General features: G+C 32.3%; 21 protein-coding genes. 18 read left to right on the forward strand and 3 right to left on the reverse strand.

The window, feature by feature from the left end; translation table 11 throughout:
* Positions 1 to 85 precede the first annotated feature (85 nt).
* Together RR539_RS04850 and RR539_RS04855 are read left to right on the forward strand one after the other, a co-directional pair.
* Positions 86 to 847 (forward strand): TatD family hydrolase, encoded by a 762-nt coding sequence (locus tag RR539_RS04850; protein WP_332473199.1) that lies wholly within the window; start codon positions 86 to 88, stop codon positions 845 to 847.
* 159 nt (positions 848 to 1,006) lie between these two features.
* Positions 1,007 to 2,032 (forward strand): 3D domain-containing protein, encoded by a 1,026-nt coding sequence (locus RR539_RS04855; RefSeq protein ID WP_332473200.1) that lies wholly within the window; start codon positions 1,007 to 1,009, stop codon positions 2,030 to 2,032.
* 164 nt (positions 2,033 to 2,196) lie between these two features.
* Here RR539_RS04855 and RR539_RS04860 read toward each other — a convergent pair whose 3' ends face one another.
* On the reverse strand, positions 2,197 to 2,847 hold the full coding sequence (locus tag RR539_RS04860; RefSeq protein ID WP_332473201.1) for a pentapeptide repeat-containing protein: 651 nt from the start codon (positions 2,845 to 2,847) through the stop codon (positions 2,197 to 2,199).
* A gap of 164 nt (positions 2,848 to 3,011) precedes the next feature.
* Here RR539_RS04860 and RR539_RS04865 point away from each other — a divergent pair, with 164 nt between their 5' ends.
* From RR539_RS04865 to RR539_RS04940, 16 genes are all read left to right on the forward strand, one after another.
* Positions 3,012 to 3,383 carry an SdpI family protein gene (locus RR539_RS04865; RefSeq protein WP_332473202.1) on the forward strand — a complete coding sequence of 124 codons (372 nt, stop codon included), beginning with the start codon at positions 3,012 to 3,014 and terminating at the stop codon, positions 3,381 to 3,383.
* Between the two features lie 205 nt (positions 3,384 to 3,588).
* Positions 3,589 to 4,707: an efflux RND transporter periplasmic adaptor subunit gene (locus RR539_RS04870; protein ID WP_332473203.1), complete on the forward strand. Its 1,119-nt coding sequence runs from the start codon at positions 3,589 to 3,591 to the stop codon at positions 4,705 to 4,707.
* Positions 4,682 to 5,371, forward strand: a complete 690-nt coding sequence (locus tag RR539_RS04875) for an ABC transporter ATP-binding protein (RefSeq protein WP_332473204.1) — start codon at positions 4,682 to 4,684, stop codon at positions 5,369 to 5,371. The genes RR539_RS04870 and RR539_RS04875 overlap by 26 nt, the downstream gene beginning before the upstream one ends.
* A complete protein-coding gene (locus tag RR539_RS04880; protein ID WP_332473205.1) occupies positions 5,368 to 6,558 on the forward strand; it encodes an ABC transporter permease in 1,191 nt (396 codons plus the stop codon). The genes RR539_RS04875 and RR539_RS04880 overlap by 4 nt, the downstream gene beginning before the upstream one ends.
* A gap of 18 nt (positions 6,559 to 6,576) precedes the next feature.
* Complete coding sequence (locus RR539_RS04885) at positions 6,577 to 6,969, forward strand: hypothetical protein (protein WP_332473206.1); 393 nt, start codon at positions 6,577 to 6,579, stop codon at positions 6,967 to 6,969.
* A gap of 61 nt (positions 6,970 to 7,030) precedes the next feature.
* A complete protein-coding gene (locus RR539_RS04890) occupies positions 7,031 to 7,321 on the forward strand; it encodes a nucleotidyltransferase domain-containing protein (RefSeq protein ID WP_332473207.1) in 291 nt (96 codons plus the stop codon).
* Positions 7,314 to 7,703, forward strand: a complete 390-nt coding sequence (locus RR539_RS04895) for a nucleotidyltransferase substrate binding protein (RefSeq protein ID WP_332473208.1) — start codon at positions 7,314 to 7,316, stop codon at positions 7,701 to 7,703. Before RR539_RS04890 ends, RR539_RS04895 begins: the two co-directional genes overlap by 8 nt.
* Before the next feature lie 9 nt (positions 7,704 to 7,712).
* On the forward strand, positions 7,713 to 8,246 hold the full coding sequence (rnmV, locus tag RR539_RS04900; RefSeq protein ID WP_332473209.1) for a ribonuclease M5: 534 nt from the start codon (positions 7,713 to 7,715) through the stop codon (positions 8,244 to 8,246).
* Between the two features lies 1 nt (position 8,247).
* Positions 8,248 to 9,096 carry a 16S rRNA (adenine(1518)-N(6)/adenine(1519)-N(6))-dimethyltransferase RsmA gene (gene rsmA / locus RR539_RS04905; RefSeq protein ID WP_332473210.1) on the forward strand — a complete coding sequence of 283 codons (849 nt, stop codon included), beginning with the start codon at positions 8,248 to 8,250 and terminating at the stop codon, positions 9,094 to 9,096.
* Between the two features lie 196 nt (positions 9,097 to 9,292).
* Positions 9,293 to 10,552 carry an AAA family ATPase gene (locus RR539_RS04910; protein ID WP_332473211.1) on the forward strand — a complete coding sequence of 420 codons (1,260 nt, stop codon included), beginning with the start codon at positions 9,293 to 9,295 and terminating at the stop codon, positions 10,550 to 10,552.
* A complete protein-coding gene (locus tag RR539_RS04915; protein ID WP_332473212.1) occupies positions 10,539 to 11,129 on the forward strand; it encodes a hypothetical protein in 591 nt (196 codons plus the stop codon). The genes RR539_RS04910 and RR539_RS04915 overlap by 14 nt, the downstream gene beginning before the upstream one ends.
* A gap of 156 nt (positions 11,130 to 11,285) precedes the next feature.
* Complete coding sequence (locus tag RR539_RS04920) at positions 11,286 to 12,086, forward strand: ABC transporter ATP-binding protein (protein WP_332473213.1); 801 nt, start codon at positions 11,286 to 11,288, stop codon at positions 12,084 to 12,086.
* Complete coding sequence (locus RR539_RS04925; protein ID WP_332473214.1) at positions 12,076 to 14,085, forward strand: ABC transporter permease subunit/CPBP intramembrane protease; 2,010 nt, start codon at positions 12,076 to 12,078, stop codon at positions 14,083 to 14,085. Before RR539_RS04920 ends, RR539_RS04925 begins: the two co-directional genes overlap by 11 nt.
* 144 nt (positions 14,086 to 14,229) lie before the next feature.
* Positions 14,230 to 15,348 carry a CPBP family intramembrane glutamic endopeptidase gene (locus RR539_RS04930; protein ID WP_332473224.1) on the forward strand — a complete coding sequence of 373 codons (1,119 nt, stop codon included), beginning with the start codon at positions 14,230 to 14,232 and terminating at the stop codon, positions 15,346 to 15,348.
* 218 nt (positions 15,349 to 15,566) lie between these two features.
* Positions 15,567 to 16,832 (forward strand): tetratricopeptide repeat protein, encoded by a 1,266-nt coding sequence (locus RR539_RS04935; protein ID WP_332473215.1) that lies wholly within the window; start codon positions 15,567 to 15,569, stop codon positions 16,830 to 16,832.
* 372 nt (positions 16,833 to 17,204) lie between these two features.
* Positions 17,205 to 18,428 carry an ester cyclase gene (locus tag RR539_RS04940; protein WP_332473216.1) on the forward strand — a complete coding sequence of 408 codons (1,224 nt, stop codon included), beginning with the start codon at positions 17,205 to 17,207 and terminating at the stop codon, positions 18,426 to 18,428.
* Positions 18,429 to 19,041: 613 nt separating this feature from the next.
* Here the strand turns inward: RR539_RS04940 and RR539_RS04945 are convergent.
* Both RR539_RS04945 and RR539_RS04950 read right to left on the reverse strand, forming a co-directional pair.
* The gene (locus RR539_RS04945) at positions 19,042 to 20,346 is read right to left on the reverse strand and encodes an MFS transporter (protein ID WP_332473217.1); all 1,305 of its coding nucleotides are present in this window, start codon (positions 20,344 to 20,346) and stop codon (positions 19,042 to 19,044) included.
* 56 nt (positions 20,347 to 20,402) lie between these two features.
* The gene (locus tag RR539_RS04950) at positions 20,403 to 21,440 is read right to left on the reverse strand and encodes a nuclear transport factor 2 family protein (protein ID WP_332473218.1); all 1,038 of its coding nucleotides are present in this window, start codon (positions 21,438 to 21,440) and stop codon (positions 20,403 to 20,405) included.
* Between the last annotated feature and the right edge of the window lie 107 nt (positions 21,441 to 21,547).

A 21,547-nucleotide genomic window follows, 5' to 3' on the forward strand; every position in this document is an offset into this window, starting at 1 on the left:
TGAATTTGCCTTTATGGCAGGGTGGTTAAGAAAAAGTTAACTACTCTTTACAGATAGGTTACGATAGAAAAGGAGAATTTAAGTTATGATTTTTGATTCACATGCTCACTATGATAGTGAGAATTTTAATGAGGACAGAGCAGATGTTCTAAGTAAGATTCAAAATGCAGGGGTTAGTAGGGTGCTAAACTGTGCAGCCAACCTAAAGGGCTGTCATGATACACTTGAACTTGCTAATAATTATGATTTTATTTATGGAGCACTTGGTGTTCATCCACATGATGCAGATGAACTTACAGCAGGAGTTAAGGTTTTAGGTGACCTTATTGAAGGCCAAAAGAAAATCGTTGCTGTAGGGGAAATTGGACTTGATTATTACTATGACTTTTCAGATAGACAAGTACAACAAAAAATATTCAGGGAACAAATGGCGCTTGCAAGGGATTTAAACCTTCCAGTAGTAATACACGACAGAGACGCACATGAGGACACACTTAATATTCTTAAGGAGTTCAAGGACGTTAAAGGGGTACTTCATTGCTACTCAGGAAGCCCAGAATTTGCACAGCAGGTGCTTAAGCTTGATTATTATCTTGGTTTTACAGGTGTTATAACTTTTAAAAATGCTAAGAAGTCATTAGAGGTTCTGCAAAACATGCCTCATGACAGAATCTTGGTAGAGACGGATTGTCCGTACCTTACACCTGTACCGAATAGAGGAAAAAGAAATGATTCCTCTTACTTAATTCATACTTTAAATGTTATGGCTAATACCATAGGAAAGACTTACAACGAAACTTGTCAGTTAACATTTGAAAACGCCTCACACTTATTTAATATAAAATAAGTGGAATAGTTTTGCTGGTTTACTAATAAGATATTTAGTAAATGCCAATAGGCTTATGAATTTTGATTGCGTACCCCTAAATTGAGAAACCGAGATTTTCAAGGTGGAGGAGGGAGAGGCCTATCTCTAGCTCCATTCAACGTAAGGGAGGTAAAAAATATGAATAAACTAAAGGAAATGCTAAAGGGTCCCTCGGGGGAGAAGATAATTGCTACAATTGCTATTTCAATAATAGCTGTAACGGTTTTCTTTGTATCAGGAGGAAAAACAACAGTAACACTGGCTTACGATGGACAGAATAAGGTTGTTACAACGACTAAGAACACAGTAGGAAGTCTTTTAGACGAACATAATATTGCTCTAGGAGAGAAGGACAAAGTATCCTTTGATCTAGAATCTAGACTGAAAGAAAATATGACTATAAATATAAAGAGAGCAGTTCCTATTAAGGTGGAGGATGCAGGAAAAGTTACTGAGATTAAATCAGCAGCTTCAACAGTGTCTGAAATGCTACAAGATGAAAATATTGCAGTAAGCGCAATAGATAAAGTATCACCGGCAGTTAATGACAATATTAAGCCGGATATGAAGGTAAGTATCGTAAGAGTTACAGAAAAATTAGAAACAGTAGATGAGAAGATTCCATATGTTATCGAAAAAACTCCAGATAAGAAGTTAACAGCAGGAACTGTGAAGGTTCTTAAGGAAGGTGCAGATGGAAGACGTCAAGTAGTATACAGAACAGTATACGAAAACGGAGTCCCTGTTTCAAAGATTAAGGTTGAAGAAAAAATTGTTTGTAAGCCTACTAAAAAGCTGATCGTTTCAGGAACAAAGCCAAATGTAGTAACAGCCTCAAGAGGGGGAAGAACATTTGACTATAGTAGAGTTATGAAAATGACTTCAACAGCATATTCTCAGGCTCCATATGACCCAATGGGTGGTGGAAGCATAACAGCAAGTGGAATGAAGGTTAAAAGAGATCCGGATGGATATTCAACTGTTGCAGTTGACCCAAGAGTAATTCCACTAGGAACAAAGCTTTATGTTGAAGGATATGGATATGCAATAGCTGCTGATACTGGTGGTGCAATCAAAGGAAATAAAATAGACCTATACTTTAACCCAGGCTATAATTTAGGTGGATGGGGAAGAAGAACAGTTACGGTTTATGTACTTCAATAAGAATTTTAAAAGAGAAGCAATACTGCTTCTCTTTTTTATGCGCAAAATTTAACTCCTGAGATTAAATATAAGGGGTTTTTAGTTAATAAAGCTACACCGCTTCGAAAAAGTAATTAAAAGCTAATACAGTCTAAATAAAACCTGAAATATAGGATTTGATGTATTTATTTAATTTTAATGTCTAAAAGGCCTACTATATTCATTGCTTGATGGGGGTTAATATGTATACCCTTAAGCTCTGATAATGTATCTGAAACAATAGGATTTACAAGGTCGCAGGAGGAGAAGTCTACCCCCTTAAGGTTAGTTCTGAAGAAGTTAGTACTTATAAACTTGTTATCACTTAGGCTTATAGACTTAAGTGTACTTGATGATAATGAAGCATTAGACATGTCACATCCACTAAAAATAACGCTATTTAGTTTAGATTCATCAAAGGAGCTATATTCAAGTGGAGAGTCCTCAAATAGTGTGTTCTTTATTATTGTTGAGGAGAAGTTAACCCCAGTACATTTACATGAAGTAAATTGGCATCTTTCAAAGTAGGCTCCCTTAAATGAGGAGTTAGAAAGATTACATTCCTTAAAGATTACATCAATAAAGGTGGCCCCTTCAAAGCTTGTATTTAAAAGGGTTGAAGATGATATTATACTTTCCCTAATTTCTATCTTATAAAGGTCTCCTCCCTCTACTACATTCTTATCAACAGAAGCTCCCTCTAGTGGAGTATCCTCATCTATATGCCTCATTCCTATATTTAAAATATCACTAACTAGGGCTAAATAATTTGGTATAGCTGGCTTAAGTATTTTCATATTAATTCCTCCAATTCATACCATATATTTTACCACCTAAATTTTTTATAAAGCAAATAAATATCCTATATTTAATTTTTGAGTTGGAATAGTTTGACTATTTTTAATAATATGTTAATATTGTATATTAATATAACAATTTCAATATTATAGGAGGTTACCATATGTTTATGGATTTAATTTGGGTTAGTTTAATTCCTTTAATTTATATCTTTTCAGGGGTACTTTTATATAAGTTTCCGCCTAAGAGTATTAATTCTTTCTATGGATATAGAACATCAAGGTCTATGAAGAATGAGGAAGTATTTGCTGAAGCAAATTCCTATTCAGGGAAGCTAATTATTAATACAGGATTTATATACATCTCTATAGCTATTTTTATGATAGGGTTAACATATGAATTTGAGAATTTGTTTTGGGTAACTTATTGGGGCATAATAGGCTTTGTTTTAATATTTTTAGGTGTTGTTTTCCTTAAAACAGAATCACACCTTAAACATTTTCTTGGAGAAGAAGATACAGGAATAGGATGCTAGATTTATAGGGGACTAAGTGGATTTACTTAGTTCCCCTTTTTTTTAATGGTTCTATTACTTAATTGTAATATATTGGGTATAAATCTAGGTTATTATAGGGGGAAGGTATAGGAGATAATTTATTTACCACTTTTTCGAATAATTTTCTTCAATTTGTAGAATACTTAATTCTAGGATTAGTTTTAATTTTAGGAGGGGATATTTTATGTTAAGAAGGAATTTTATTCGAAGTATTGTTGGTATTACCGGGGTCTTAACCGCCGCCATGATTATATATCTTTGCTTCTACTATAACCCTACTGGAGGAAAGTCGCTTAATAGTGCACTTGTTTATACTGTTCCAGGTAAGAAGAGGGTTTTTATTGAGGGTGAGGTTATGAACACAGCTACTATGTCTTACCAAATTGACCCTGCTAGAGGGCAGATTAGCGTTGTTTATGTTGATGATGAAGCCTTTGTTAAGAAGGATCAGCTTCTTCTTTCATACAAGAATGAGGCTATTGTTCAGCAGCAGGAGATGTTAAGTGCCCAGATAGAGTCTTTGAGAATTGCCTATGACAAGATGGATCAGGCACAGGGAATTACTAAGGAGGGTAAGACGGGGAGTATATTTGCATCAGCTACAGGTATGCCAGATTTATCAGGGCAGCTCCAGGGTAATATTCAGCAACAAGATAAGCTTCGTGAGCAGATTATTAAGCTAAGCTCTAAGGCATATACAGATGTTTATGCTCCATTTAGTGGAGTAGTTAAGAGGGAGGGCAGTGAAGGCTCACCTATAGTTACTGTTTCATCTAGTGGACTTCATATTGTTTGTAATGTTAGTGAGAAGGATATTCTAGACATATCAACTAATCAGAAGGTTACTATTCGTATTAATTCAACTGGTCAAGAGATTAATGGAAGAATTAAGGAAGTATCTAATACGACTGCTTCCCTAGCTAACAAGAATTCATCAGGATTTGCTTTTCCTGTACCTGGTATAGATACGGTTAAGTCCTCAGAGGTTAACCATTATCCTGTTTTTATAGAGTTTGATAAGGGTGCTAAGGTATATCCAGGGTTCCATGTTCAAGTTGCAGTGGATTCTAAGGGTGATATGCCAAAGATCCCTATAACCTCAGTATTTAAGGAGGGAAACACTAATTACGTTTGGGCTGTACGAAATGGCATCACATCTAAGACTGCTGTTGATACAATAGCCTTTAATGATAAGTATCTTAAGGTTAAGAAGGGACTTACCTTTGGAGATAAGGTTATTCGTGATGCTAGTAAGTCTATAGAAGAGGGTGATAGTGTTGAGTCAGAACCTAATAGAGATTAGAGGTCTTAGGAAGATTTATCATCTAAATGGTGATGTATATGAGGTACTCAAGGGTATAGATTTTACAGTTAAGAAGGGTTCATTTGTTGTTATTATGGGTAAGTCAGGTAGTGGAAAGACTACTCTGCTTAACATTATTGGACTTTTAGATAGATTTGAAGAGGGTAATTACATATTTAATGGAGCTGATATTTCTACTATGGATGAGAAGGATAAGTCTAGATTTAGAAGTAGTCATATAGGATTTATTTTTCAACAGTTCCACCTTATAGATTCTCTTAATGTACAGCAGAATGTGGAACTTCCTATGCTTTACAAGGGTAAACTAGCTAAGGAAGATAGAAGAATTAAGATAGCCGAAAGTTTAAGGGAAGTAGGGCTTAGTGATAAGAGTAGTAACTACCCGAATCAATTATCAGGGGGACAACAGCAGAGGGTTTCTATTGCTAGAGCACTTGCTAATTCACCTGATATTATACTTGCAGATGAGCCTACAGGAGCACTTGATAGTGAGAATGCAGCCCAGATTATGAGTCTTTTAATTGAGCTTAATAGAAGTGGTAAGACCATTATTATGGTTACACATGATGAGGACTTTAAGAAGTATGCTACCCATTTTGTCTACATTAAAGACGGTGTATTCATAAGGGAGGAGAGGATATGAGACTTTCTATGCTTATTAAAGAATCCCTTTTAAGCCTTAGATTTAATAAGGTTCGTGTGTTTCTAACCATGTTTGGGATTATTATTGGAATTTCCTCTGTTGTTGCAATACTTTCTATAGGTGCAGGGCTTAAGGCTGAGGTTGCCAAGTCTTCAAGGGAGACTGATGTTAATACTATTAAGGTTGAGTATATTCCTGCAAGTGGAGGGTTTAATAATTCATCAGAGGTTCCATTTACTAAGAGTGATATGGACCAGATAAGAAGTATAAGTGGAGTTGAGAAGGTAGAGGCAGCAGACACTGGGTTTAGTGACTTTATGGGTATGGCTGGAGAGGCTAAGTACTTTGATAAGAGTACTATTCTACGTCTTGAAGGCTATAGAGGAGAGGGAGTTAATATTATTGCAGGACGAGGGCTTACTGATGAGGACAATGAATTTAGAAACAAGGTTATTGTTCTCACACAGTATGACGCTAAGGACCTTTTTGGAGGGGCACCTGATGATGCGGTAGGCAAGGCTATACGGATCGATAGCGACCTATATCAGGTAGTTGGAGTTGCTGGAAGGCAGAACTCAGAATATATTCAGGGACCGAAGAATTATGTTCCAAGGTTTGTTAAGGAAGAGTCCCAAGGAGATACTATTAAGGCACTATCTGTTAAGGTTAAGGATGGTTATAATCTTCAGGATGTGTTTAAGAATGTTAAGAAGGAACTTCAAGGTTCCCATGAGGACCTTGAGGGTAAGTATAGAAGTGCTGACCCAGCAGAGATAATTAAGTCTTTTCAGACTGTTATTAATGGGGTGACAGGATTTATAGCTGTTGTATCTGGAATATCACTGTTTGTAGCGGGGATTGGGGTTATGAACATTATGTATGTTTCAGTTACAGAGCGTAAGAGGGAAATAGGAATTAGGAGAGCTATAGGGGCTACTCCTAGGCAAATTCTATCTATGTTTCTAATTGAAGCTATTATTATAACTGGAATAGGTGGGCTTATAGGAATTATTCTAGGGTTTATACTGTCCTATACATTAGGAACCTTTATGCCATTTAAGCCTGTTCTTACACTAGGTATTATTTTAGTAGCATTCCTAACTTCCACACTGGTAGGAGTTGTATTCGGTATTACACCTGCGATTAGAGCATCTAAAATGGATCCTATTAAGGCTATATATAGATAATTTCAAGGGGGGATTATTATGAGTAGATACAAGGCATTATCTGCATTTTTCATGGGGATTAGTATAATTGGATTATTTGGTCCTTGGCTGTTTTTTGCCCATAGCGTTGACTATAGAACAGGGATTCAGTCACAGCCAGGGATTATGTTTGTAGGATACACCCTATTTTTTATATTTATTTACCTAAAAGGTGAAGAGGCCTATATTAGGGTAACAACAACCATAGGAGCTGGTATGGTTGTAATAGGGTGTATTTATGATTTTTTAACTTGGCACATAATGACAATTACAGGGGAGTTTAATTTAAGGGTAAGTTTTTCAACTGCACATGACGGGTTTTATTTAACTTTTATAACCTCAATTATTTCCCTTATAATTTATACATATGGATGTATTACTAAGAAGCTATAGAGTGATTTACCCTTAAACTATGGTATAATTAATTGTTATATAAATATTAGGGGGAGTAGATATGATAGATGAGAATATTATGATTGATCTTGTTAATGTTTTTACTAAGTATAGCAATGTTGATAAAGTATTGTTATTTGGTTCAAGGGCAAGAGGAGATAATAGAGAGAATTCAGATATAGATTTATGTATATTTGGAGACAACATTAATCATAGTACTTTGGCTAATATTTATATGGATGTTGAAGACATTAATACCTTAGTTAGCTTTGATATATTAAGCTTTAATGATATTAAGAGTACAGAGTTAATACATAATATATTGGAAGAGGGTGTATGTATATATGAGTAAGAAGCTAGAGGAGAGAGCTAGGGATTTTACTAATGCACTTAATAGACTAGAGGAAGCTACTAACAAGGATTTAAATGATGACATTATTATAGATGGAATTATACAACGATTTGAGTTTACATTTGAGCTTGGATGGAAGATGATGAAGCTTTATTTAGAGGATCAAGGAGTTGTAGATGAAGCCTTAGCACCTAGAAGTACAATTAAGTGTGGATTTAAGTACAAGGTTATTGATGATTCACAGGTGTGGATTGATATGATGCTTGATAGAAATAGAACATCTCATATGTACGATGAGGAGTTAGCAGTTTCTATAGTTACAAGGGTTAAGGAAAGTTACATTGCACAGTTTAAGAAATTATTAGAATACATTAAGAAGTAAGAGGTTTATATGATTAAAGAGGTTATTGTTGTTGAAGGTAAGGATGATGTTAGTGCAGTTAAGAGAGCTGTAGATGCTGACCTAATTATTACTTCAGGTTTTGGATTAACAGCTAAGACTATGCAAAGGATTAAGGATGCCCAGGAGAAAAGGGGAGTTATTATATTTACTGACCCTGATTTTGCCGGGGAGAAGATAAGACAGAAGATAGTAGCTAAGGTTAAGGGGTGCAAACACGCATACCTACCTCGTCATGAGGGAACTTTAGATGGAGATATAGGTATTGAAAATGCTTCACCTAAGGCTATATTAGAAGCATTATCTAAGGTTAAGACTGAGGTAGAATCACCTACTGAGGAATTTACTATTACAGATATGCTTTATGCAGGGCTATCAGGCAAAAGTGATTCTACTAAGAGACGTGATAAGGTTGGTGCCATTCTTGGAATTGGATATGGTAACGCTAAGCAGTTTTTAAGTAGACTTAACAGATATGGTATTACACGTGAAGAATTTATTAATGCACTTGAAAGGATTAAATAATATGAGTTTAGCAGCTAAGACTAAGGATATAGTTAAACATTTTGATTTTAAATTTGCAAAGTCACTTGGACAGAACTTTCTTATAGATAATGAAGTTCTTAATAAGATTGTTGATGCAGCAGATCTTGATGATACTTCATGTGCACTTGAAATAGGCCCTGGAATTGGGGTATTAACTGGGGAGATGGCACAAAGAGCTAAGAAGGTTGTTTCAATTGAGATAGATGATAGACTTATTCCTATTTTAAGTGAGACTATGAGCCAGTACGATAATTTTGAACTTGTACACTCAGATGCACTTAAGGTTAATTTTAACCAGTTATTTGAGGAGAAGGGAATGGAGAACATTAAGGTTGTTGCAAACCTTCCATACTACGTAACTACTCCTATTATTAATAAGATATTTACCGAGGCTAAGGGTGTTAAGAGTATTACTGTTATGATCCAAAAGGAGGTAGCAGAAAGACTAATAGCTAAGCCTTCAACTAAGGAATATGGTGCATTAACACTACTTGCACAGTATTATTCAGATGTTGAGAAGGTAGTTAAGGCACCACCATCATGTTTCATACCAAATCCTAAGGTAGAATCAATGGTAGTTAAGATGAATATTCGTGAACCTCAAGTTAAGGTTCGTGATGAGAAATTTTTCTTTAGAGTTGTTAGGGATTCATTTAATATGAGACGTAAAACACTTAATAATTCTCTTAAGCCAATAGGACTAGCACCTGATAAGCTAAAGGCAGCATTTGAAGCAGCTTCAATTGACGAAAAAAGAAGGGGAGAGACCCTTTCAATTGAAGAGTTTGCTAACCTTTCAAACGTTATTTACGACATGATGCAGGAATAACAATGATTTTTATCCACCTTATTAATAGATAAGGTGGATTTATTTTGTTATATACTATATTTTTGGATATAATTATAATAGTGATATAAAGGAATTATATATAATAGTTAGAATAGTTTAATATGGAATAGTTTAATTTGTTGTTTACAATATTAATAAGAGTCCTTTTGATTTTTATATAAAGGAGGAGTTTATAATGAAATTAGAGATTAATAACATAGGTAAGGTATCACATGCAAGTATAGAAATGAATGGAATAACTGTTGTTGCTGGAGAGAATAATACAGGAAAAAGTACATTAGGTAAGGTGTTATTCTGTTTATTTAATTCATTCTATAAAATAGATTCTAAAATTAAAAAAGAGCGCAAAAGAACCAGTTATAATACAATTAAAAACTTAGAAGTAGTTGAATTATTAGGGTTTGATTTATTAAGAAGTCCTAATATTATTTTTAAAGAAATAATGGATAATTATAAAAATTATCAAAATGATACTAATGCTATAAGAAAGTACATACAATCCTCAATTGCTAGGGATGAATTTGAAGCAAGTGATCAAGAGGTTGTAGATATAGTAAATAGTATTTCAACTAAAATTAGTAAAATATTATCTTTTTCCGATAATATAGTTGCAAGTGGTGTAATTAAAAACTTTTTTGAACAAGAATTTAGAACCCAAATTAGTAATATATACGCTGAGGGTGAAGAAGTATCTGTAAGGCTTACAATAAAGGATAAAGATATAAATGTATTATTTAATACTAATAACGAAGTAAGCGACATAAAGTATTTCAATATTAATAGTGAGTTAATATATATAGATGATCCATTTATATTAGATGAAGGTAGGATGAATCAATTTAATGGACATAGAGGACATTTAAGGTCTAAACTATTTGAGGATGTTGACAGTAATGTAGTAAAAACAGCAATGAATGAGCTTTTAACAAGTGAAAGTATTAATAGAATTTTGGAAAAATTAACTGGTATCTGTGAAGGTAATATTGAGGTTGATAATCATAATACTATTTACAAAACATCAGAGTTTAAAGAGGGTATAGATATAGCTAATGTTTCTATGGGACTAAAAACATTCATTATTATTAGGACCCTTCTAACAAAGGGAATACTTAAGGAAAATGGGACCATTGTTTTAGATGAGCCAGAGATTCATTTACATCCAGAGTGGCAATTGCTATTTGCAGAGATTATAGTGCTAATACAAAAAGAATTTAACATGAATATATTACTAACAACACATAGTCCTTATTTTCTTAACGCAATTGAGGTATATTCTGTTAAACACGGAATTAATGATAAATGTAAATATTATCTTGCCGAAAATATTGATAATGTTTCTGTAATTAATGATGTATCTGATAATATTGAAAACATATACGCTAAGTTATCTAAACCTTTTCAAATTTTAGAGGATGAAACTTATGGATTTAACTAATTTTTATAGCAATGATATTTTTAAAGAATGTGTATCTACATTAAAGGAAACATCAAAGGATAATAACGGTAAAAGTGTAGAATATATGACTGAAAGTAAAGTTGAAGTAATAGATTTTGATAAAGTAAAAGAGAAGTACATTAAAGATAAAAATATTCCAGGGACGCCTAAGTCAAATGATGTACTCCTTATAAATAGTGAGGATGATCTATACTTTATAGAATTTAAAAATGGAAGTCTTAGAAAAAGATCGGACCAAGGGGAGCTTTCAGCTAAGAACAGAGATAGTGTTCTTATTTTTCTAGATATAATAAAGAGAGATTTAGAGTTTACTAGAAAAAATTTAACATATATCCTTGTTTATAATGAAAATAAGAATCCTAGTTATGAAGGTGAAAGTGATTTTATTCAGGAATCACCTTCAAGAAGTTTAATAGGTAAAAAAATTGCATCAAAGGCTAATAAAGAAATAATTAGATTTGGACTCGATATATTCAAAAATTATTTATTTAAAGATGTACACACATATACTAAAGATGAGTTTAATGATAAGATTATTTTAAAATTAACTAAATAAGTATTTAAAGCTAGAAGATAGATGATTTCCATGTAAGTTATCTATCTTTTCTATTTAATGTTAATTGAAATGGTAGTAATTAACATTAAAAAAGTGTTATATTATTAACATGATATTGAATTATAGTTTTTACTTTATAAGTAAAGGGGGAGTAAGATGATAGAGGTTAATAACCTATATAAAACATTTGTTAGAACAGCTAGGGAAGAATCAAAGTCTAAGCTGAATAAGCTTAAGTTTAGGACTAAGAAGGAAGAGTTTAATGCTGTTGAGGATATATCTTTTAGTATTAAAGAGGGAGAAATAGTTGGAATTCTTGGTCCAAATGGTGCAGGGAAGACTACCCTTTTAAGAATGCTTGGGGGAATTTTAACTCCAACAAGTGGAAGCATTAAGGTTGCAGGTTACGAATATTGTGAGGATGCATCTAAGGCTAAAAGACAAATAGGATATCTTTCAGGTAACACGAAACTATATGGAAGAATATCCCCAAGGGAGCTTATTACTATGTTTGGTAAGCTTTATGAAATGGATAATAGGGATATTGAAAAGAGCCTTGATCAGGTAATTAAGGTTATGAAAATGGAATCATTTATAGATAATAGAATCGAAAATCTTTCAACAGGTCAAACCCAAAGAGCATCAATTGCAAGATGCCTTATTCATTCACCTAAGGTTTATATTTTCGATGAACCAACACTAGGTCTTGATGTTATCAGCAGTCAATCAATTATAGAATTTATGAAAACAGAAAAGAAAAATGGTAAAACCGTATTATATTCAACCCACTATATGGAGGAGGCAGAAACTCTTTGCGATAGGATTATTATGATCCATGAAGGTAGAATTATTGCAAGTGGAACCTCAAGTGAACTTAAGGAAATAGCAGGGGAAGATAATCTTCGTGATACCTTTATTAAGCTTGCACTAGGTGGAGGTGATTTTAATGAGATTTAGTATGGTTAAGGCGATTTTTAAGAAGGAAATAACCTATATATTAAGGGACAAGAAAACTGTACTTCTTGGAATATTACTACCTATGCTGTTATACCCACTTATGATGATTATATTTAGTCAGGTTATGCAAAGTTCAGTAAGCGACCTTCCAAGTAAGGAACTTAACATAGCAGTTAAGGGGCGACTTCCATTTGAGGTAGAATCAAGTATTAAGGAATATAAATCAAGTGAAAATGGAACCTTTGGAAAAATCAAAATAGTAGAAGTAGAAGACTATGATAAGGCTATTGCAGAGGAGAAAATCCTAGCTTATATTGATGTTTCCATGGATAATAAAACATACACAATAGCAACGAACTCATCTAAAACAAATTCAGGTATAGCCTATAATACACTTGAAAAAATATTTAAAGAATATAAGGACAGTAAGGTTAACACAGCTCTAGAAATTTCAGGGCTAAATCCTGATGATATACTGAACCCTGTTAACTACCAGCATAAGGAAGTTGCCAAAACAGAAGAGATGGCAGGGTCTATGATCGGAAGCATACTACCTATTATACTAGTTGCAAGTATACTAGTTGGAGTTATTTATCTATCTATTGATGTTATGGCAGGGGAGAAGGAAAGAGGAACACTCGAAACCCTATTAACCCTACCTATATCTAACCTTGAGATAGTTACAGGTAAATACCTAGCAGTATCCCTAAGTGCCATAATAACAGCCTTTTGTAACATACTAAGTATTGCCTTAACAGCAATATACCTTATAGGAGTGGCATCTGTTTCTGCAGAGGGGGTAGGACTTTCATCTATTAACTACTCAAGTTTTGTCTTTGCAATAATAATAACTGTTGTGTGTATATGCCTATTTGCAATGGTAGTATCAGCGTTAACAATGTGTATATGTTCACTAGCTAAGAGCTACAAGGAAGCACAAAACTATGTAACTCCACTAACACTTGGAGTATTAATGCTTTCATATGCTTCATTAATACCAACAGTAAGCCTTAACATATATACAGCAAGTATACCTTTTGTGAATATTTCACTTTTGATTAGAGATGTTTTATCACTGAAAATAGAGCCTGTATTTATAACATTAGTACTAGTATCAAACCTTGTACTAGTTATGCTTTCAGTAATACTTTTATCTAAAATGTTTAAGTCAGAGGAAATACTATTCGGCACAGCTAAGGAGTTTTCATTATTTGAAAGTAGAAGAAACCTAACAAAGGGGAATATGCCAGGGGTTAGTGATGGTGTTGTAATGTTCTGCATCGCAATAATAGTCCATATTTACATTGGTTCATACCTACAGTTAAGCTTTGAATCAGCTGGACTTGCAATGAGCCTTATTATACTTGGAATTATGCCTATAGCATATGCTTGGTATATTAAAGCAGACTTTAAGAAGTTATTTAGCCTTAAGCTACCTAAGATTAAATATGTATTCCTAGGAGTAGCAATATGGCTTATAGCATTCTTATTTGCACAGGCAATAACCCTACCTATAATTCATTTTTTCCCTCAAAGCAATGAGGAACTTAAGGCAATTGAAGAGGCACTTACAATGGAAAGCCTTCCAATTAACCTAATAATAGTAGCCCTACTACCTGCAATATGTGAAGAAACCCTATTTAGAGGATTCATATATGGTGCAATGAAAAAGGGTGGAAACTATAAGTTAGCAATATGGGGTAGTTCAATACTATTTGGAATAATGCACCTAAGCCTAATTAAGCTACCAGCAACAACAATCCTAGGACTAGCACTAGCCTTTTCACTATATAAGTCAGGGTCAATATTAATACCAATGATGATCCACTTTATTAACAATGCCCTAGCAGTAGTAACCCTGCATTATGGAGCAGGAAAAATAGAAGACTTTACAGGAATACTAGGAATGAACTACAGCTACACAAATATAGCATTACTAGTAGGGGTAACCCTAGTATACCTAGGAATAAATAAGTACAGAAAAAGAAAAATAACATAATTATTAAGAGGGGAATATTAGGGAATGCCTAATATTCTCCTCTTATATTTTCTTATAAAATATAGGGTGAGAATACTAACTAGGTAAAATATGGTATTATATAAGGGAGAAGTATGTTTTAAGGGAGGATTAGGTTTGAGTTTTATGTGGAACCTTATAAAAAGGAAAGACGTTGTCCTTATTTTTTTAATGATGCCTTTAGTATTTGGATTTATAGGTTCAGGAATTGGACAAAATGTTTTAGAAATAATAGAAATTGAAAATAAACAATTAATATTAATTCCATATGGAATAAGCCTATTACTGGGAGTTATATATATTTCTAATGTTATCTTAATTGAAAGTAACGAGATTAAAGATAATGGCAAGGGAAGACTTACTATTAGAAATATAGGGAGAATTTATTTAGCATCTATATTAGAAATAGGACTTAATATCCTTGTAATAGGAGGAATGTTTCTAGTATTATCACTTAGTGGATTTGAAGGAATTAAAGATATTGACTTTGGGGTTTTGGGTGTTTATGCTTTTATTTTAGCATTAATAATAATAGCACTTATTTTAGGAATTATAATTACAATTATTTGTATGATATTATTTAAGTTTATTAAGCCTATTAATATTTATAGTTACCATAAAAGTAGTAGCCTAATTGATATTTTTATTGTTTTTACTGGATGTGTATTAGCATTTAACTTTATAGGTGGTAATCTAGCTACAATATTTGGAGAGAAGTATGGCTATATTTCACTTATATTCTTTGGAATTATCCCATTAGTATATGCAAAAAAAATCAATCTTAATATAAAAGAAGTATTTAGCTTTAATAAGCCTAGTTTAAAGTATATTGTAATAGGAATATTAGCATATATAGTAGTTGAATTTGTTGTAGTTTTAGTTTTAGAAGGAATAATTTATATTTATCCAGACATGTTAAATGGATTACAAGAAGATAATTATTTTAAGGGAAATATACCTTTAGACATTATGGTTACAGCATTTATGCCAGCTGTATTTGAAGAGATTTTATGTAGAGGGTTTATATTCGGAATGCTTAATAAAGTCTCTGGACCTAAGGTAGCTATAATAGTTAGTACATTACTATTTGCAGTAATGCATATACACCCACTACTTATTTTAAATACAATAGCAGCAGGATTATTATGTGGATATCTAGTACATAAATCAAAATCAATATTTGTACCAATGATTGTCCACTTTATTAACAACACAATGGTAATACTAGCTCAAAATTTCTTGTAATTATCCACAAACTGTTGAAAATCAAAAGTATATATGACTTTGAACCGCTCCCTTTTTAAGTTACAAGTGAAATGAAAAGCTTGTTTAATTAAAAGGGGCATATTAATTTTTAGGGATATTAATTAAATATAATATATAAATAATAATTAAGAGAAAAGAAGTATTTTATTCTGATATAATTAATATAGTTGTAATTTATATAGCAGAAGGTGATAAAGTTGGAAAACAAAAAACTAAAGCTAAATCAAATTAAGATAATAAGTCCAGGAATTCAAATCAAAAATAAAATACTAGAAGAGTTTGAATCTATTGATTCTTTTGCAGAAAAGTTCTCTTTATATCCAGAAACAGTACATCAGTATTTGTTTCGAAAGGACCTAGGGTCTACATCATTTAAAATTAAACTTACATCTGCCTTTAATACAGGATTCAATAATATTTACAAAACAGAAAAGGATCAAATAAAAGAATACGTTGAAAGTATTACAAATAACATATCACAGTATAATAGGGTAGCAGATGAGAAAATGCTAGATATAGTTAAAAATCTCTGTTTTAAAAACGAAATGTTTTTTGAGTTTATATTAATGTGTAGAAATTACTCACTTTATTATTATGGACAAGGACTTATTAATAGGTCTGTAGCCTATGCATCCTTAGTACTTAATTTTACAGAAAGAACAAATAACAAAAAACTTGATAAGTATATTATAGAGCTGCTACATATAACAAGTACCTATGATCATAAATCTATTGATATTAATAAGCATAAAAAGCTTATAAAAAACTATATAAGCAAAAAGCCTAATATTGATGATAGGGAGTATTGTGAAATATGTTCACTTATAGGTAAGATATATCATAATATAGGAGAATACCATAATGCATTAAAGTATTTTACCAGTGCCATGGAGTATGCTGATTCTAATGGAGTTAGAGCAAGTGAATATATTCATATAGCTAGAGAATATCAGTGTTTAGGTAATTTTAATAAGTCCCTTTACTATTACGATGAGTTTACTAAAATTATAGAACCTGGTGACTATAGATATTCATATTATTTAGAGGGAATGGCATATCTAAACTTTGTACAAGGTTACTATATAGAGGCTGAGGAATATGTTAATAAGCTTATTAAGACTACTAAATATAGTATATTTGAAAGAAAAAATGAGTTTTTAAGAACAATAGTAGAAGTGAAGCTTAAATTATCTAAGGAAGAGGAAGCTATTAAGTTTATAGAGAAATGCTTTAATAGGGATTTAAGAGAAAGTGTTTACATATGTTATAATCTAATACTTATAGAAAACATAATAGATAGTAATAGTTGTAGTGTTAATTTTTTAGAGTCACTTAAAAATATAATTTTAAATATCAAAAGATACAATATGGGAATAGATAAAATAATAGAAGATAGAATAATAGGTTTAATAGGAAAGATAATAATAGCCCAGGAAAACAAAAAAACATTAAATATTGTATAGAATTTGAATAAAATGGATATTTGTAGATTTTGAGATAAAATAGGAGAAATATAAAGAATTAAGCTGATAATTTTGTTTAATAGAAAAATTATATTTAGACAAATAAAATATAAAAAGAAAATTCAGAAAATTATAAAATATAGCAACTTGGCAAAAAATAGTGGAAAAAACCTGTGAAAATAGGGATTTTCCACTATTTTTATTTATATAAGCTATTTTAAATATAGAGTTTGTATATAGATAGTATTCAAATTATATAAAAAAGTAAAAAAATAGAAAAACAGTAGATTGTTTATGGTCATACGAATGGGATATTATTTTATCAAACCTAATGGTTAGCAACAGATTATTGTTTTATAGGAGGTAGCTTATATGGAGGATAACCTAAAGAATAAAGGGTCAAAGATTCCAGAGCAGAAAAATGAAATAAACATTAAAAAGGATGTGAGCATAATGAAGGATCAGGCTAATACAAATTTAAGTGATAAGATTTTTTATGGAGATAATAAAGAGATTTTAGCTGTTGGAGTTCATGATTACAACGACTATGTAAAGCTTAAGAGTAAGGGGCTTCAAAAAATGGAGAACTTTGATGAGCAGTACAAAGATTTTGTTGACTATATTATAGCTATAACTCATAACATATGGGAAGACAAGGGTATAGGAGTTATATATGATACATACTCAAATAATGTTATTGTTCATAATGCTAGTGTAACAAGCTACGGAATAAGAGATGTTATTGGAGGAACACTTCAAACACTACATTCATTCCCTGATAGAAGATTAATAGCACAGGATGTTGTTTGGACAAACTACGGTGAGAGAGGATATTTATCTTCACATAAGATTCAATCAGTAGCAACTAATTTAGGTGATAGTAGTTTTGGCCCTGCAACTGGAAAAAAGGTAAATTTTAGAACCGTTGTTGATTGTGCAGCTCAGGATAATAGAATATATGAAGAGTGGTTAGTTAGAGATAATCTATGGATTATAAAACAACTTGGCTTTGATCCACATGAAGTAGCAAAAAGAATTGCTAAGGCAACTAAGAATCAAACACCTGCACTACAAAGTAGATTTGGTATGAGTGAAAATATGGAGGGTCAATACTTCCCAGAAAAGTACGTAGCTAAGGATAATAGTGTTGGAGAAATGATGCTAGAAATGTTTAGTCAAGTATGGAGTTATAAGCTTATAAACAATGTGAAAAAATATTATGCAGATAATGCAGCCCTTAACTTTATATGCAATAAGAGATTAATAGGTCATGATGAAATTCAAGGTATGTTAGTAAGTTTATTTGCATCATTCCCTAATGCAGCGGTTGTATTAGATAGAATTTCTTGTAATAAGGTAGAGTCAACTGAAAATGAATATAATGTAGCAGTAAGATGGAGAATAAAAGGTATGCATGAGGGTCTAGGATACTTTGGTGCAGCATCTGGAAAGCCTGTAGAGGTTGTAGGTATTAATCACTACAATGTTGTAAATAACAAAATAGTTCAAGAGTGGATGACATTTGATGGATTAGATGTATTAAGACAAATATACACTGAAACAGATGATCAATTCATAAAGGAATGTGGAGAATAAGAAACAATTATTAAGGTAGAGTTATATAGAATTATAGTTAAATATAGGGCATAAATAATCCCTTTAATATAAACACCTAATAATTACATTATGCCCTTTTAATATAAACAAATATCAATACTTCAATTGTGACATTTACCCCCCAAATAAAGGTCACGGAGAAAAGAGTATCTCAAGCTAACATGAGATACTCTTTTAGCGTTTTTAATAATATTATATTGTTAGAAGATTTATCTTCTATATAGAAGAAAAAGCAGGGTAAATAGTAAATAAAAGCTTAATAGCTATATAATGCTTAAATTTAAGATATAAAAGACTTTATTTTTTAGACATATGTAACCATAAGAAAAGGTGAAAAAACCCTTTAAAATCCATGTGACAGCCTTTGAATTATTAGAAGTAATTAATATTAACATATATAAGTGTATATCTACCTCTGAAGGAGATATTATAAATTATATTTAATGAAGATCCTATATGTGTATTTAAACATATGTAGGGTTGGTATAACAGAAAGGGGCTAGGAAACTAATTATTAGTTTCCTAGCCCCTTTTAAAAAGGTTATCTATATGGAATTATTACAAGGCAATATTTATATAAAATCCCATGTTGTTAAGCTGATATTTGTTTATCTAAGTTTTTCTTTCTTATTATAGTTTCAGGTAGGAATGCCCAAACTACAGAGCCTGCAATAAATACTGCTGCAGCAAAGTAGAATATAGGTGTCATGCCTGCTGAACCGTTTGCAGTACTAACTATAGCTGGAACTGCAAATGTAGAAATTATATATCCACCGTTAAATGACATACCTGCTGATAGTGCACGGAATTTTGGTGGGAAAAGCTCTGAATAGTAAGCTCCCCATGCTCCAGAGAATCCAATTGAGAATCCTATAATAACTGATAATATACAGAATGAAGTATAATCATTTGCTCCAAGGAAAGTAAATGCGAATACAGAAATACCGCTTAGGGCCATACCAATTAAAGGAACTTTACGACCAAATTTGTCAGCTAAAGCGCCCCAGAAAAGGTATCCAAATGTTTGTCCAATACCTTGGAAACTATATATAGCACCTGCAGTTACGGCAGTCATGCCTAAACCATCAACTAGATATGTTGTTGAGTTATTAGCGAATGCTGCATATGCAGTGAAGTTAGCACTTGATAATAAAATTGTACCAATACCTATCCATAGGTATTTACCTTTATACATACTTAAGTAACTGATCTTTTCACCTGATTTTATTCCTTCAGCATAAGCTTTTTTAGCATGCTCAGCATCGTTAGGAACAAATATATAGGCTAAAACTGCCCCGACTATTGGAGGAATAATACAAGTGTACATTAGAGTTCTCCAGTTTTCATCTCCTAAAATACCATATACATATCCACCGAATATCATTGCTACTGAAAATAGAGAAGTTACGATAGCAGCAAGTTTTCCTCTATATTTACTTGGGAACATATCTGCAACAAGTGGCATAGCAGTTCCGAAAACTCCTCCAAGAACAAGTCCAGTAACGAAACGAGAACAAGTCCATATAATAACGTTAGTTGGTGCTAATAGAGGGAAGTATGAAGTAATACCTATTAAAAGAGAAATAATAATAAGTGTTTTCTTCTTACCTATTCTAGTTGCAAGTTTACCAAAAATAAAAGTACCAGGAATAGTTGCAAATGTCATTACAGCAAATATCATTTCTGTATCAACAAGAGAGAAACCGAAACCACCATTTGATATATCATATATCATTGTTGGCTTCATAAATGTACCAATCATAAAATTGTAGCAGTAGAAGAAATAAATTACTACAATTGATAAAAAGGCTAGAGTTCTCTTAGACTTTGTTAGGTCTTTACCTAAAATAATATCATTATCTAGCTGTTTAGTGCTAGGCGTGGCTTCTTTACTCATAAGAATTCCTCCAATTTACTTGTATTTAGTTATCAAAATAATATAAATATAAGTTGTTATCTTCTGTTGAAGTAATAGCGTCCTTTACGTATACGATCAAATACATCGTAGCCCATTTGATATAGGATATGTATTATATCTAGGTTAACCCAGTTTTCAACGATTTTACCGTCTTCTACACGCCACCAATCTATACAACGCATATCAAGTTTAACTCCTGTTGCTGGAATGCCAAGGAAGTCACTTCCTTTATGTGTAGCATACATACTTGGCCATCCCCCTACAAATGCATAGTTATCGTCACCAATACTTGCAAAGAAGTTAGCATTTTCACGATCTGGGAAAGAATTTAACCAAGGAATTTGGTGGTTATCCTCAAATCCTTTAAGGCCTTTACATATACCTATTCCACAAGGACCATACCATGTAAAGTCTTCTTTAAAGTAACGGGAAAGCCCCATTCCTTCATATCCACCTTCTTCAAAGGAGTTTAATCCCTTAAAGCACATATCTTCAATTAGCTGAATTGAAGCAAGGCTTGTTTCAGGATCGCCTTCACCTAGCTTTATGCCATCAAATGAATAAGGGCCAGGAATAAAGCTATCATTACCAAGTGCATTAAAGAAAGTAATACCAACTTGTCTCATTAAATCAAGTAGATCAATTAGAAGGCGAGTAACAACGATTTTACCATCTTCAATCATGCTACATTCACAGAATCTTAAAAACACGATTCCCTTTGATGCAGGTATATCTAAAAAGTCTTCAGTAAATGTTGCTTCATAATAACCATTTGAAACTACCCAGTGGGCATTTTCGAACTTAGGATCCTCATCTCCTCTAATGGATTGTCCTCCAGTGAAAATATATGGACGCTTTACTGCATCTGGGAAGGATCTCATAAATGGTTTCCAAAACTGCTCAATCATATTGTCAAATCCAGTTATATTGTTAATAGGATGTGAGCAGTCAAAAATTGTGTCCTTTGAGAAATAAGGAGAAAGTAATTCACCTATATTCTCTGGTGTAGCACCGTAGATTTTATCATAGTATTCCTTAATAAGTTTTTTGTTAGAAACAGTTAATGAACTCATAAAATAATACCCCTTTCAATGACTACGTAGTCACAAAGCTTAATATAAAAAGTAATTAATTATGGATTTTGCAGGGCTTATCCCATATAAATTACTTTTTATTTTAG

The organism is Clostridium sp. (genome assembly GCF_036639235.1).
Taxonomy (GTDB): domain Bacteria; phylum Bacillota; class Clostridia; order Clostridiales; family Caloramatoraceae; genus Clostridium_AB.

Bases quoted from the DNA above. Each gene is read 5' to 3' on its own strand.
- RR539_RS04850 (WP_332473199.1), top strand. From the start codon at position 86: ATGATTTTTGATTCACATGCTCACTATGATAGTGAGAATTTTAATGAG.
- RR539_RS04855 (WP_332473200.1), top strand. From the start codon at position 1,007: ATGAATAAACTAAAGGAAATGCTAAAGGGTCCCTCGGGGGAGAAGATA.
- RR539_RS04860 (WP_332473201.1), bottom strand. From the start codon at position 2,847: ATGAAAATACTTAAGCCAGCTATACCAAATTATTTAGCCCTAGTTAGT.
- RR539_RS04865 (WP_332473202.1), top strand. From the start codon at position 3,012: ATGTTTATGGATTTAATTTGGGTTAGTTTAATTCCTTTAATTTATATC.
- RR539_RS04870 (WP_332473203.1), top strand. From the start codon at position 3,589: ATGTTAAGAAGGAATTTTATTCGAAGTATTGTTGGTATTACCGGGGTC.
- RR539_RS04880 (WP_332473205.1), top strand. From the start codon at position 5,368: ATGAGACTTTCTATGCTTATTAAAGAATCCCTTTTAAGCCTTAGATTT.
- RR539_RS04885 (WP_332473206.1), top strand. From the start codon at position 6,577: ATGAGTAGATACAAGGCATTATCTGCATTTTTCATGGGGATTAGTATA.
- RR539_RS04890 (WP_332473207.1), top strand. From the start codon at position 7,031: ATGATAGATGAGAATATTATGATTGATCTTGTTAATGTTTTTACTAAG.
- RR539_RS04895 (WP_332473208.1), top strand. From the start codon at position 7,314: ATGAGTAAGAAGCTAGAGGAGAGAGCTAGGGATTTTACTAATGCACTT.
- rnmV (WP_332473209.1), top strand. From the start codon at position 7,713: ATGATTAAAGAGGTTATTGTTGTTGAAGGTAAGGATGATGTTAGTGCA.
- rsmA (WP_332473210.1), top strand. From the start codon at position 8,248: ATGAGTTTAGCAGCTAAGACTAAGGATATAGTTAAACATTTTGATTTT.
- RR539_RS04910 (WP_332473211.1), top strand. From the start codon at position 9,293: ATGAAATTAGAGATTAATAACATAGGTAAGGTATCACATGCAAGTATA.
- RR539_RS04915 (WP_332473212.1), top strand. From the start codon at position 10,539: ATGGATTTAACTAATTTTTATAGCAATGATATTTTTAAAGAATGTGTA.
- RR539_RS04920 (WP_332473213.1), top strand. From the start codon at position 11,286: ATGATAGAGGTTAATAACCTATATAAAACATTTGTTAGAACAGCTAGG.
- RR539_RS04925 (WP_332473214.1), top strand. From the start codon at position 12,076: ATGAGATTTAGTATGGTTAAGGCGATTTTTAAGAAGGAAATAACCTAT.
- RR539_RS04930 (WP_332473224.1), top strand. From the start codon at position 14,230: ATGTGGAACCTTATAAAAAGGAAAGACGTTGTCCTTATTTTTTTAATG.
- RR539_RS04940 (WP_332473216.1), top strand. From the start codon at position 17,205: ATGGAGGATAACCTAAAGAATAAAGGGTCAAAGATTCCAGAGCAGAAA.
- RR539_RS04945 (WP_332473217.1), bottom strand. From the start codon at position 20,346: ATGAGTAAAGAAGCCACGCCTAGCACTAAACAGCTAGATAATGATATT.
- RR539_RS04950 (WP_332473218.1), bottom strand. From the start codon at position 21,440: ATGAGTTCATTAACTGTTTCTAACAAAAAACTTATTAAGGAATACTAT.